The following is a 13,004-nucleotide window of genomic DNA, read 5'->3' on the forward strand; positions in this document are numbered from 1 at the left end:
CATATTTTTGTGTGACATCATATTAAGCTGTTTTTTTGTTATGCACTTCCCGAAGAAAGGATAACTAGGTAAAATCAACATTAATGTGAGTGTCCACACAAATTGCATGATAACTAATTGTTAAAGATGCCTACTGACGTAGGTATGCCGATGCGTTCATGGATGAACGTTTTATTCGGCGCGAGCCAACAATCTCATTTGTTGCTAGACCGCTTGTTGCTTGAAGCTGGCTAATAGCCTTGCCTGAAGCGAGATGCGCATTCTACGCAACTCAGTTTTAATGTCAACGCTTTTTTGAAACTTTTTAAACATTCTTTTCAGAACATTTAAAACCCTTACTTTAAAACGTTAAGTTAACTAAATCAGCCGAAACCGTGCTAGATAACCTATTAAAACTGCCTCTTCGACTTGTCCCGAAGAAGTGGAGCGCATTTTAGAGATTTATCGCCCCGCGTCAACCGCTAAATGCAATTAAATTGCAAAAATGTGTTTGTTTGCTTTTTATTTAACCGGACGGTATTTTTATTGTGCTATCGACGATTGAAAAGCATACGCTCATGGCGAACAAAGACAGTTTAGACTCATAATAGTCCGCTAACACATTTTGTACACTCTTATGTTAACAGTATCAATAAGCTTCACTTTAAGGATGTTTACTTAGAGAAAATACTGCTTATGGTCATAATAAATACATTAGCGACATTTATCGCTACTTAACTGATTAAGCTAAATAAAGTATGCACTTATAGTTGCACATTGCAAAAAGGTGGGTAACATAGAATTGCAATTTCAGCTTTTAATACAATAATAATTAGGTATTCATTATGAAGTCTCCTCAAGCATTAACGCTAATTGTGGCGTTGATATTTTCTGTTGCTATTTATCTTTTAGCTAGCAGCAATATGTTCGAACTTACCAGTATCAGTGTTGCAGCTATCGCTTTTGTTTGTGCCTTTGTTGCTCCCTTAATTGGAAAAAGTGCACAAAACTCAAATGACTCGGACAGTAACGTTACTACGCTTTATGTAGGTAACTTGCCCTACCGAGCGAACGAAGCAGCGGTCAGAGAGCTATTTTCCGCTTATGGACAAGTCCAGTCTGTACGTTTAATGAAAGATAAACATACAGGTAAAAGGCGTGGTTTTGGCTTTGTTGAAATATCTGCATCTGATGCAGATAAAGCGATCGCATCATTAAATGACAGTGAATTTCAACAGCGAACATTAAAGGTTAGAGAGGCAAAAGAGCGACCTGAGCCTGCTGCCGTATCTGACTAATATATCCCATTTAGCCTATGGCTTTTAAAGCTCACGACGCAAATTGCTCGTGGGCTTATTAAACTCAACAATTAACTAAAATAGACGCCATGGCTTGTGTCTTTTTTACGTTCAGCGCTTTGCAGGCCGGCTGAAACAAAATTCTTCTAATATTTTGCTAGTATTTGGTAGACAAATAATCGACAGCCGCTAGAATCCACGCCAAATGATGAATTCACGATAGTCGCCAACAGCAAGGTATTTCAATGTTTAGTCACATCCACCCAGATAATTATCAACAACAGCTTGACGAAAAACAGCTCAGCATTGCCAACAACTTTGCGCAATTTGATCTACCCAGCATAGATGTATTTAGCTCTCCACCACTACATTATCGTCAACGCGCGGAATTTCGGGTCTGGCATCAAGGCGATGAGCTGTACTACATTATGTTCAACACTGAAACAAAAGAGAAGTTTAAAGTTGTTGACTTTCCCGTTGCAAGTACCTTAATTAATCAGTTTATGAGCGCACTGCTTGCTGATATCAAAGATAAACCTGTATTACGCCAACGCTTATTTCAAGTCGACTTTCTCTCAACGCTCAGTGGCGAAGTCTTGATCAGCCTGCTTTACCATAAACAGTTAGATGAACAGTGGATTGACCAGGCACAGCAACTAAAATCTCGTCTGTCTGCAATAGCAGCGGTTGATATTATCGGTCGAGCCCGCAAGCAAAAAGTGGTGCTGGATAAAGATTATGTCATGGAAGCTTTAACGGTGGCGGGCAAAACATTTCATTATCAACAAGTAGAAAATAGCTTTACGCAACCCAATGCCAAGGTAAATGAGAAAATGTTACTTTGGGCGCAACAAGCTACTAAAGCTACAGGGGGCGATTTAATTGAACTGTATTGTGGCAATGGCAACTTTAGTATTGCCTTAGCGGAAAATTTTGATCGGGTATTAGGCACAGAAATATCAAAAACCTCGGTTAGATCGGCGCAAATTAATATTGCAGCGAACCAACTAGAAAACGTTGATATTGTCAGAATGGCCAGTGAAGACTTTAGTCAGGCCATGAATGGTGAAAGAGTATTTCGTCGTTTAGAGGGCTTTGATCTTAGCAGTTATAATTATCAAACGGTTTTGGTGGATCCTCCACGCGCCGGTTTAGATCCTGAGAGCGTTGAGTTAGTCAGCCGCTTTGAACGAATAATCTATATTTCGTGTAACCCAGATACCCTAAAAGAGAACTTAGCTGAGCTGATTAAAAGCCATAAAATAGAGCACTTTGCCTTATTTGACCAATTTCCCTATACCCATCATGTCGAGGTTGGCGTTATTTTGTCTCGTCGTTAATATGCTTCGTCGTTGCGTCACCTCGATTATCATTACGCAAACTAAATTCATATGCCCCTCGAGCAATAAAGCGCAATTGCTTGATGGTGCGATCTGACAGCGCTACAAGGTCTTTTTTATCACAATCTAAGGCATCAGAGCCAGCGCTAAAAACGATAGTCACTGCAGCGTTGGCTTGCAAATAAGCCACCTCACCATCAAGCTTATTGGCTTGTTGTAAGTAATCACAAAGCTCTAAGGTGAAATAGCGAATTTCACGATTAACCGCAGCACGAAAAGCTGGGGAAGTGCCTGAACGCTCACGCAATAACAATCGAAAAATATTGCCGTTATTTTCGATAAACTCCATAAAGGTATGAACCGATATTTGGATCACTGAGCCGCCTTTTTCAATGCGTTGTCGGGCTTGACGCATTAATTGCCGCAAGGTTAAGCCAGCTTCATCCACTAAGGTGAGTCCCAGTTCATCCATATCAGAGAAGTGACGGTAAAATGAAGTTGGTGCTAGCCCTGCCACCTTTGCTACTTCGCGCAAACTTAAGCTCGAAAAGCTGCGCTCACTACTCAATTGCCCTAATGCCGCATCAATTAACTGACGACGAGTTTTTTCTTTTTGCAGTGCCCGAATGCCGCTCATCGCTCATTTACCTAATATCTTAACTTTTGCGCTGTCTTGGAGTGGCTATGATACCCAAAAATGTGAATATTACTAGCGCAATTGTGATCTGGGCCTTAACGAGTCAGTAGCATTTATATATTTTTTTATCTTGCTTTAAATGCGCATCAGCACTTGACTCAACTAAAAGGAAAGTTAAAATAGCGTACAAGTGTACACTGAAATAATCAGTGCCAAGACCTAAATGGAAGATTAATGAAAAAGCCCGCTATTCTTTGGTTAAATGTATTTGTATTTAGCATTACCTTTTTAATCGCTGCAATTGCAGTACCCTACCGCGCCTATACCCACGGCTTTGATACTACTGAAATTATTGCTGCAATTATATGCTTTATATACTGTGGCATGTCGATCACCGCAGGCTATCATCGTCTTTGGTCGCATAGAACCTATCAAGCACATTGGTCGCTCAGAATCATTTATGCGCTAGGCGGCGCATTTGCTCTACAAAATAGCGCCTTACATTGGTCTTCAGATCATCGTATACATCATAAACATGTTGATAAAAATCATGTTGATCCCTACTCCGCAAAAATGGGCTTTTGGCACTCTCATATCGGCTGGATGTTAAGGGATCACCAACCGGAGCGTTACCAAGATTATAGTAATGTTAGAGATTTACAAAAAGATGCGATTGTCATGTGGCAACATAAGCATTACTTGCTATTGACTATCTTAATGAACTTTGGTGTTCCTATACTGTTTGGTTTATGGCATGGCGATATGCTCAACAGCCTGTTGTTGCTTGGCGTGCTACGTTTAGTATTAAGCCATCACACCACTTTTTTTATTAATTCATTGGCGCATGTTTGGGGTAAACAAACTTATACCGATAAAAACACCGCCCGTGATAATGGATTTTTAGCATTTTTTACCTTTGGTGAGGGCTACCACAATTATCACCATATTTTTGAAAACGACTATCGCAATGGTATACGTTGGTGGCAGTTCGACCCGACGAAATGGTTTATTAAAGCGTGCCAGCACCTAAAGCTCACGTCAAAACTACGGGTTACACCAGAAGATAAAATTGAAAAGGCACGCCTATCTATGGTTTTATTGCGCAATCAGAAAAAAATTGCCGCACACCCCAATGCCGAGTTGCTACTGGAAAAATTGCAGCATGAATATGATGAATTGATCCACAAAGTGAACGAGTTTTATGCATTACGCAAAGCATTAATCGCCAGTAAACGCGATAAGTTAATTGCTGATGTAGAAAACTCCGACATCATGGCTCAATATCAAGAAATAAAAAGACGACTTGCTGAGCAACAACGCAGTTGGCAACATATGCTAGAAAATCTTGCATAAAAACAGTTACCTTAGATTTGATTCCTGCTAAAATTTTCCTAACCAAAGCAGGCAATAAAGGGTTTACCGTTGACTAAAAAAGCACAAGCTAACACCACGCAAGCAAATAGCGCGATTACTAGCTATGATTTCGACGCTATCATTATTGGCACCGGCCCGGGGGGGGAAGGTGCCGCCATGAATTTAGCTAAGCGCAATAAAAAAGTTGCCATCATAGAGCGTTACCACAATGTTGGCGGTGGCTGCACCCACTGGGGTACTATTCCTTCTAAAGCTTTGCGTCAATCGGTAAGCCAGCTCATTGACTATAATTCAAACCCATTATTTAATGCGGGACAAAATGCCAAGCAACTGACGTTTCAAGATATATTAAGTCATGCCTCGGCGGTTATTCGCAAGCAAGTCAATTTACGCAGCGGCTTTTATCATCGCAATGAAGTCGAGCACTTTTATGGTGAAGCTTCGTTTGTCAATGCCAATACCCTTCAGGTATTGCGCATTGATGGCTCTATTGACACCATTACCGCCAAACAAATCGTTATCGCCACGGGCTCGCGTCCATATCGTCCCGACAATATAGATTTTACACACTCTCGGGTTTACGACTCTGACAGTATTTTATCGTTAGAACATTCACCTCGTCATATTATTATTTATGGTGCGGGTGTCATTGGCAGTGAATACGCATCAATATTTCGTGGTTTAGGGGTTAAAGTTGACTTGATCAACACCCGTGATCGACTGTTATCATTTTTAGACGATGAAATGTCTGACTCGTTAAGTTATCACCTCTGGAATAACGGTGTTGTGATCCGTCACGGCGAGCAATTTGAGCGCGTCGAAACCAGCGACGATGCCGTGATCGTACATTTAGCGTCAGGGAAAAAAATGCGCGCTGATTGTTTATTGTTTGCAAATGGCCGCACCGGTAATACCGCTGACTTAAAGCTGGAAAATGCGGGCTTAGTGGCAGATGGTCGCGGACAACTTAAAGTCAATGAGTATTACCAAACCGATGTTGACAGTATATTTGCTGTCGGCGATGTCATTGGCTACCCCAGTTTAGCCAGTGCGGCATTTGACCAAGGGCGGATTTGTGCAAGTGCCATGCTTGACGGTACTGGCAAAAACAGATTAACCGTTGATATTCCGACCGGTATTTACACCATTCCCGAGATCAGCTCAGTAGGTAAAACCGAACAAGAGTTAACCGCTGCGAAAGTGCCTTACGAGGTAGGACGTGCGCAGTTTAAACACTTAGCTAGGGCGCAAATTTCTAATAACTTAGTTGGCTCATTAAAAATACTGTTTCATCGTGACAGTAAAGAAATTTTAGGCATTCATTGCTTTGGGGAAAATGCCGCGGAAATTATTCACATTGGTCAAGCCATCATGCAACAAACCAATGGCGGTAATACCATTGAATATTTTGTTGAAACCACCTTTAACTACCCAACCATGGCCGAGGCATTTAGGGTCGCAGCACTAAACGGTTTAAATCGCCTTTTTTAAATCAACACGCAGGAAAGCGAGAACGGCTTTCCCCTGAAAAATTAACCTGAAATGGCAACCATATGCGATATGTTTATCTCTTAGTCCTTAGCCTTTTTGTAGCCCCTATACAGGCACAAGAAAGTTACAGTATTTACTTAGTGCGACACGCCGAAAAGCAAACATTAGACCAAGATCCTAAATTAACCGAATGTGGTCAATTACGCGCATCACAACTGGCTAGCATGTTAGCTCAGGCAAATATTAAAAAAATTTATAGCACGCCATACCGGCGTACAGTAGCAACCGCAACGCCGCTTGCTAAACAGCAACAACTAATAATAAAGCACTATTCGCCTGCGAAACTTAATGAGTTTTCACAACAATTACTTGCACAGCAAGAGAATATCTTAGTGGTGGGGCATAGCAATACCACGCCGCAACTAGCAGCCTTACTCAGTGAGATAGAAGTAAAAGAGATAACCGAAAAACAATATCGTAATCTCTATCAAATTCAAGTAAGTGACGGTGGTAAAACATTGACCTTATTTACTCAGCCACTCACTTGCCCTTAATCTATTTTGTGTTTACATTTCATTTTTGTTTGCTTGATCACCAGGTGTGATCAGCTCGATATCTGTAATAGTAAACGGTGTCCCCCATTGCTGAATAGTCATAACATTTTTGACTTTGCCCTTAATGCGCACAATAGCACCGTGTTGGGCAAACTCTTTAGCCATGTTCATGGGTAATATCTTTTGTCCTGAATCGGTAATGATGCCGTAAAAGCCACCTTCTAAATTTAAGAACTGCACTCGACCACGTTGCCAGTTACTCATATCATCTTGTGCTTTGGTCATTTTATGGCCTTTTAATATTGCCTTAACTTGTTGCTCGCTGGCCTGTGCTGTGTTTGCCTCTGGCTGAGCAGTTTTCGTATCTGTTGCTTGTGTTGCATGGGCAGCGCTATTTTGTTCGCTATCATTAGTGCTACTACCACAGGCACTCAACCATAAGCTGATGACCAAGACATTCAAGCACTTATTATTTATCATCATGATAATATCCCTAATAATCAATTTCTGCTCCAAGCATACCTTATCGTTTAGCAATAAAATAGTAGTAAACAGAGCACTAAGTTAGAGCAATGCGTTAATCAAGTGCGTTACTGTTAGCGGCTCATATTTATCAATAAAACAGCGGAAAATAATTGCGGCATAAAAAAAGGAGCCTACGGCTCCTTTGTCATATTAACTTAGCCAAGATTGAGCTTGACTCGTGTCTGGCAGTTAATAGTGGCTTTTATTTATGAAAAGGCTTGCTTAAGCGATGTACTGACTCTATAAAGTGCTTGGCATGCTCAGGGTTAACATCTGGGTGTATACCATGTCCTAAGTTAAAGACATGGCCAGTACCACCTTCACCAAAACCCGTTAATATTTTTGACACTTCCTGCTCAATACGCGGCAGAGGCGCATACAGCATTGACGGATCCATATTTCCTTGTAGTGCTACTTTGTCGCCTACACGTGCTTTTGCGTTTTCAATATCAATAGTCCAATCAAGTCCTACTGCATCACAACCTGTCGCCGCAATATCTTCTAACCACATACCACCATTTTTGGTAAATAGCGTAACCGGTACTTGGCGGCCATCATGATGACGGGTTAAACCATCAACAATTTTTGCCATATACTGTAATGAGAACTCTTTATAATCACGTGGTGACAAAACACCACCCCAAGTATCGAATACCATCAATGACTGTGCGCCAGCAGCAACTTGGGCATTTAAGTATGAAATAACTGAGTCTGCCAGCTTATCTAATAATAAATGTAATGTTTGCGGATCAGAGAACATCATTTTCTTGATCTTGGTAAAGGCTTTCGAGCTACCGCCTTCAATCATGTAGGTTGCTAATGTCCATGGACTACCTGAAAAGCCAATAAGAGGCACATCACCATTCAAGGCTTTTTTTATGGTGCGTACGGCATTCATCACATATTGCAGTTCGCCTTCGGGATCTGGAATGCCGATTTTATCAATATCAGCTTTACAAGTGATTGGACGCTCAAACTTAGGGCCTTCACCGGTTTCAAAATAAAGCCCGAGTCCCATCGCATCAGGGATGGTTAAAATATCACTAAATAAAATGGCTGCATCAAGTGGAAAGCGACGTAATGGTTGAATTGTCACTTCACAAGCTAAATCAGCATCACGGCAAACCGACATAAAGTCGCCGGCATCTTTACGAACCTCACGATACTCAGGTAAATAACGGCCAGCTTGGCGCATCATCCACACAGGCGTATAATCAACAGGTTGGCGCAAAAGCGCACGCAAATACGTATCGTTCTTTAATTTAGTCATGAAAACTCTTCTCCGCTATAATATGCGCGCATTCTAACACTTCAAATTTTATTGTTCTATGTTCCAAATCAAATCTCGTGCTGCAAACAAGGATCTTATACTCTTTTACTAGAAGAAATCTGATAAATATCACTTTTACCTAAGCAGAATCGGTTGGTTGTTATTACGCATTCCTGTCATTGTCGTGACGCAACTATCAACATCCTCATTTTGCCACCAATGTGCAAAAACAAAATTATATTTAGTTTATTTGTATTTTTATTAAATTAAATTTTTCAACAACTGCGCGAGTAATGGCAGTAATTAATAAAAAATAGCATCACACTGGTACACCAGTTGCTGTTATTTATCTTGTGATTCGCCTCATCAAGACAACACATTAAGTGTTTAATAATTAATAACTTTATCACTTAGCTAAAAAAGGGAACATCAATAAAATAAATGCATATGATTTGCTGTTGCCCCCATAATAGCGCCCATTAACAATGCCTAGTATGAGAATGCACTTTATACGAAAAAATTCGTGGAATATATGCTCTATTAAAGTTGTTGCACAGAGAAAAACCCTTTGCTATAAATTGCTCTGAACTCGTGACAACAATAATAAAAAATAGAGAAATAACTAACAAGAAGCTAGTTTAACTAGACCATACAGCGAGCATTTCAAGCCTTACTTCGGTAAGGCTTTTTTATTGCCAAATGAAAAAGCTCAACAACTTTACCTACTGCTCTGCACAACTGGGTTTTAGTTTGCGATAACAAGCGTTAACTTTTAAACCCCTAATGCTAGACTTAAACGTCAGTTCATCAAAAGTTCCAACTGCTGAGCACTTTTAAGCTCCAACTTGCCTAACAGCCACTTAGCAACCACAATTTAACCATAAGCAGGCAAAGTTGAGGTGTAGATCATGGATAGTGTCGACGTGCTCGTAGTAGGTGCAGGTGTCGTGGGTTTAGCTATTGCTGCCAAGCTAAGTAAACACTATCCGCAGTTGCTAATTGTTGAGAAAAACCTCAGCTTCGGAGAAGAAACCAGTAGTCGTAATAGTGAGGTGATTCACGCTGGACTTTATTATCCTGAGCATAGCTTGAAAGCGCGGTTATGCGTTGAAGGTAAGCAGTTACTTTACCAATACTGCCAACAACGACATATCCCTCATAAAAAGCTTGGTAAATTACTGGTCGCTAATGGCAAAGCTGAAGAAGCCGCGCTAGCAAATATACTCAACCAAGCGCAGCGCAATGGTGTACATGACTTAATGTGGCAAACTCGTGCCCAACTCAAACGTTCAACCCCTGAGTTATCGGCTTCAATAGCGTTATTATCCCCTTCAACCGGTATTATTGACGTGCATAGCTATATGCAAAGTTTATTAGCAGAAATTGAATCGAATGGCGGCACATATGCATGTCAAAGCGAAGTGTACTCAGTACAAGCAAATCGTCAAGGCTTTACGGTGCAACTTCATAGCCAAGGGGAAGAAATAAGCATTCAGTGTGCGATATTAATTAACTGTGCCGGCTTGCATGCGACTCGCGTTGCAAAGACAATCGAGGCGATGCCAAGCCAATATATTCCAACCATACATTATTGTCGTGGTCACTATTTTAGTTATCACACTAAAAGTCCATTTCAGCAGTTAATTTACCCCATACCTTCAGCCAATGGTTTAGGTATCCATGCGTCACTCAACACGGCAGATCAGCTAAAGTTTGGTCCGGATACTCAATATATCAATCAGTTAGATTATCATGTTGACCTTGAGCTCAAGGCTAAATTTGTTGCCGCAATCCGCCAATATTTTCCAAACCTTGATGCCAGTAAATTGCAGCCAGATTACGCCGGCATTCGACCTAAATTACAAGCGGAAAATGAGGGTTTTAAAGACTTTCTCATTCAAGATAGTAACGAGCATGGTGTCAATGGCCTCATTAATTTATTTGGTATCGACTCGCCAGGACTAACGTCAAGCCTCGCGATTGCTCGCTATGTAGAGGGCTTAGTCTAGGGTCTGTTGATCTTTTAGGGTAAACATTTATTCAATGTAAAACGAATTTAATCGGACCGCGAGCTTTGAATAATCGTAAGGCTATTTAAAAGCGAGCAACAAAGCCTACGTTCGTTTTAAATGAAGCTAAAGGCGGCACTTGTTTGAAGTTTAAACGCCGTTATCATCTGTTCCTGTAGCGAGTAACACGTCACAAGCTCTGCCTTATCTAAATACCCAACAAGTCGCTGTCAAAATAATCTTACAAGGTCAACAGAACCTAAGATTTTATGACAATAAAAAACCAACCTCATGGGTTGGTTTTTAGCTTCGATTGTCTGTGGTAGCGCTTACTGATCGCCAACCTGCTCTGCCGCTTCAGGCTTTTGAATCTCTAACAATTCAATTTCAAACTCTAGCACTGAGTTACCCGGAATGCGCGGTGGATTGCCATTAGGTCCATAAGCAAGCTCTGATGGAATAGTAAATTTAAACTTAGAGCCCACTGGCATTAACTGTACACCTTCTGTCCAACCAGAGATAACGCGGTTTAAAGGAAATACCGCTGGCTGACCACGGTCATATGAACTATCAAAAGTTTCGCCATTTAAAAAAGTACCTTTATAATGCACTTTTACTGTGTCTGTCGCCGCCGGTTTTTCACCGTCAGCTGGGGTAATTATTTGATATTGAATACCTGACTCAGTAACTTGAACGCCATCTTTTTTTGCATTTTCAGCTAAATATTGCTGACCTTCTTTTAAACTAGCTTCTGCAGCCGCTGTTGCTTGTTCAGCTTGTTTCGCTTTCATTGCCTGATCTAGGTTCATCAATAGCGCTTGAATGTCTTCTTGTTCAATTTGAGACTTACCGGCCATACTGTCGGTAAAACCACGAATAATAAGCGACTTATCCAAGTTCAAGCCCATTTTATCGTGTTCTTCAAGGTTACGCTCCATATACATCCCAATTGAAGCACCTAAACCGTAGGCTTGCTTTTGTATTTCACTGTCAAGTACCACTGCCGCTTCTTCTTGCTTGGCCGATTCTTGACAACCCATGACTGATAATAGCGCGATAGCGACAACCGTCGGTTTAAAAAATTTCATCTACATCTCCGTTTGGCGACTCAGCCAGAAATTTTTGCTAAGTCATTTAAATATGTGTGAATTGTAAAACAATGCGGCTTATACTAACGATAAATGCCTTAAGAAAAAAGTATTAATATTTTGAGAAACACTAACCGCCCACTGATTAAAGCCAAGCTTTTGTTTTTATTGATTTTGCTCAGCGCTTGCCAACCTATAGCTCAACAACCTCTAGCAAGGTGGCAACATGCGGTTGAGGGGGCATATGCGGCCAATATCTCAAATGATGGCAAATATAGTGTTGTCTCGTCCATTCATCACGGCATCAGTTTGTGGGATATTGAAGCAAACGCACTAAAGTACAACTGGTCACAACAACAAAATAGTGCCGACAATTTAGTGCTCGCGGCAGATATTGCCGATAATAACAGCCACGCTTTAACAGCCAATCGCCATGAATTTTCGCTATGGAATATTGAAAATGGTCAATCAGAAGGCTTTTGGTCGATCACTGAGTCTACTATTCGTGATGTGGCGATCGCTAATAATGGTACATATATATTAATAGGCCAAAGTAACGGTAAAGTGGTGCATATAACACCAGGTACTGGTCGACGTTTGGAGTTTTTAGGTCACCAAGAAAAAATTAATGCCGTTGACATGTTGCCTAATGGCCGTGTCGCAATTTCTGGTGGCAATGACTTTGTGGCTTATGTTTGGGATACAGTGTCAGGGCAAGTGATTTATCGCTTTAATCATCCTAGCCGTATCACTATGGTCGCCTTAGATGCCAAAGGCCGCTATGCCTTTACTGCCGATAGTAAAAAAGCCGCCCATATATGGGATTTAAAAACAGGGCAACTGATCAGCAGCTTAAAATATAGCAACCGCCAAGAAGTGTTTAGTGCGGTGCAATTTTCACCCGACGGCAGCTTACTGCTTACCGGCGCGCCATCTCGTAAAGTGAGCGTATGGGCGATAGCCACAGGTGAACGTCTTACAAGTTGGCGGGTGACACCGCGGGAAGATATCCGACCCGCTGGCGCGGTTGTTTATAGTGTTGCTTTTAGAGATAATACTCAAGTGATCACCGAAAGCTCCTCAGGATATGCAGAATTATGGCAGGTAACTAACTAGTGCAATCAATTAAAGAATTAACACAAGCCATAGAAACGCTTGAAACCCGCAATGCCTTTCAAGATGATGTTATTGAACAGCTCAATCATGAGTTATCTATACATCAAGGCCAAATAGCTGAATTAAAACAACAAATCGCATTATTAGCCACACGAATTAAAGAAAGTACGCCCAATGAACAACAAAGCAAAGAAGAAGTCGAGCCACCGCCACCGCATTATTAAGCCAACTTAAAGCGAATGCGCGAAAAACGCATTGGTTTGAGTATCACACAATGATAAAAAACGCTCATGCAAAGCAACAACCATTAGCTATTACACGCT

12 protein-coding genes are annotated in these 13,004 nt (G+C 41.1%); 8 read left to right on the top strand and 4 right to left on the bottom strand.

The annotated features are described in order from the left end of the window. Positions 1 to 824 precede the first annotated feature (824 nt). A complete protein-coding gene (locus B6K83_RS14265) occupies positions 825 to 1,277 on the top strand; it encodes an RNA recognition motif domain-containing protein (RefSeq protein WP_085285603.1) in 453 nt (150 codons plus the stop codon). Positions 1,278 to 1,522: 245 nt separating this feature from the next. After that, complete coding sequence (gene trmA / locus B6K83_RS14270) at positions 1,523 to 2,617, top strand: tRNA (uridine(54)-C5)-methyltransferase TrmA (protein WP_085285604.1); 1,095 nt, start codon at positions 1,523 to 1,525, stop codon at positions 2,615 to 2,617. Here the strand turns inward: trmA and fabR are convergent. After that, positions 2,598 to 3,254, bottom strand: a complete 657-nt coding sequence (gene fabR / locus B6K83_RS14275) for an HTH-type transcriptional repressor FabR (protein ID WP_085285605.1) — start codon at positions 3,252 to 3,254, stop codon at positions 2,598 to 2,600. The genes trmA and fabR overlap by 20 nt on opposite strands. Before the next feature lie 234 nt (positions 3,255 to 3,488). Between fabR and B6K83_RS14280 the strand changes: the two genes are divergently transcribed. From B6K83_RS14280 to B6K83_RS14290, 3 genes are all read left to right on the top strand, one after another. Beyond that, positions 3,489 to 4,607 carry a fatty acid desaturase gene (locus tag B6K83_RS14280; RefSeq protein ID WP_085285606.1) on the top strand — a complete coding sequence of 373 codons (1,119 nt, stop codon included), beginning with the start codon at positions 3,489 to 3,491 and terminating at the stop codon, positions 4,605 to 4,607. Between the two features lie 69 nt (positions 4,608 to 4,676). After that, a complete protein-coding gene (gene sthA, locus B6K83_RS14285) occupies positions 4,677 to 6,119 on the top strand; it encodes a Si-specific NAD(P)(+) transhydrogenase (protein WP_085285607.1) in 1,443 nt (480 codons plus the stop codon). A gap of 62 nt (positions 6,120 to 6,181) precedes the next feature. Then, positions 6,182 to 6,673, top strand: a complete 492-nt coding sequence (locus tag B6K83_RS14290; RefSeq protein ID WP_085285608.1) for a SixA phosphatase family protein — start codon at positions 6,182 to 6,184, stop codon at positions 6,671 to 6,673. Between the two features lie 12 nt (positions 6,674 to 6,685). On the opposite strand, the gene B6K83_RS14295 is transcribed toward B6K83_RS14290, so the two are convergent. Both B6K83_RS14295 and hemE read right to left on the bottom strand, forming a co-directional pair. After that, a complete protein-coding gene (locus B6K83_RS14295; protein ID WP_085285609.1) occupies positions 6,686 to 7,156 on the bottom strand; it encodes a hypothetical protein in 471 nt (156 codons plus the stop codon). A 244-nt stretch (positions 7,157 to 7,400) separates the two neighbouring features. Then, positions 7,401 to 8,468 carry a uroporphyrinogen decarboxylase gene (gene hemE / locus B6K83_RS14300; protein WP_085285610.1) on the bottom strand — a complete coding sequence of 356 codons (1,068 nt, stop codon included), beginning with the start codon at positions 8,466 to 8,468 and terminating at the stop codon, positions 7,401 to 7,403. A 908-nt stretch (positions 8,469 to 9,376) separates the two neighbouring features. Here hemE and B6K83_RS14305 point away from each other — a divergent pair. Next, positions 9,377 to 10,477, top strand: a complete 1,101-nt coding sequence (locus tag B6K83_RS14305) for an NAD(P)/FAD-dependent oxidoreductase (RefSeq protein ID WP_085285611.1) — start codon at positions 9,377 to 9,379, stop codon at positions 10,475 to 10,477. Positions 10,478 to 10,806: 329 nt separating this feature from the next. Here B6K83_RS14305 and B6K83_RS14310 read toward each other — a convergent pair whose 3' ends face one another. Then, positions 10,807 to 11,565, bottom strand: a complete 759-nt coding sequence (locus B6K83_RS14310) for an FKBP-type peptidyl-prolyl cis-trans isomerase (protein WP_085285612.1) — start codon at positions 11,563 to 11,565, stop codon at positions 10,807 to 10,809. Positions 11,566 to 11,685: 120 nt separating this feature from the next. Here B6K83_RS14310 and B6K83_RS14315 point away from each other — a divergent pair, with 120 nt between their 5' ends. Then, a complete protein-coding gene (locus B6K83_RS14315; protein ID WP_233144031.1) occupies positions 11,686 to 12,681 on the top strand; it encodes a WD40 repeat domain-containing protein in 996 nt (331 codons plus the stop codon). Continuing rightward, positions 12,681 to 12,905 carry a SlyX family protein gene (locus tag B6K83_RS14320; RefSeq protein ID WP_233144033.1) on the top strand — a complete coding sequence of 75 codons (225 nt, stop codon included), beginning with the start codon at positions 12,681 to 12,683 and terminating at the stop codon, positions 12,903 to 12,905. The genes B6K83_RS14315 and B6K83_RS14320 overlap by 1 nt, the downstream gene beginning before the upstream one ends. The last annotated feature ends 99 nt before the right edge of the window (positions 12,906 to 13,004 follow it).

Origin of the sequence: Colwellia chukchiensis (assembly GCF_002104455.1) — a bacterium.
GTDB lineage: Bacteria > Pseudomonadota > Gammaproteobacteria > Enterobacterales > Alteromonadaceae > Cognaticolwellia > Cognaticolwellia chukchiensis.

Coding starts and splice junctions, on each gene's coding strand:
- B6K83_RS14280 (WP_085285606.1), top strand. CDS start 3,489: ATGAAAAAGCCCGCTATTCTTTGGTTAAATGTATTTGTATTTAGCATT.
- hemE (WP_085285610.1), bottom strand. CDS start 8,468: ATGACTAAATTAAAGAACGATACGTATTTGCGTGCGCTTTTGCGCCAA.
- trmA (WP_085285604.1), top strand. CDS start 1,523: ATGTTTAGTCACATCCACCCAGATAATTATCAACAACAGCTTGACGAA.
- B6K83_RS14305 (WP_085285611.1), top strand. CDS start 9,377: ATGGATAGTGTCGACGTGCTCGTAGTAGGTGCAGGTGTCGTGGGTTTA.
- B6K83_RS14310 (WP_085285612.1), bottom strand. CDS start 11,565: ATGAAATTTTTTAAACCGACGGTTGTCGCTATCGCGCTATTATCAGTC.
- B6K83_RS14290 (WP_085285608.1), top strand. CDS start 6,182: ATGCGATATGTTTATCTCTTAGTCCTTAGCCTTTTTGTAGCCCCTATA.
- B6K83_RS14295 (WP_085285609.1), bottom strand. CDS start 7,156: ATGATGATAAATAATAAGTGCTTGAATGTCTTGGTCATCAGCTTATGG.
- fabR (WP_085285605.1), bottom strand. CDS start 3,254: ATGAGCGGCATTCGGGCACTGCAAAAAGAAAAAACTCGTCGTCAGTTA.
- B6K83_RS14265 (WP_085285603.1), top strand. CDS start 825: ATGAAGTCTCCTCAAGCATTAACGCTAATTGTGGCGTTGATATTTTCT.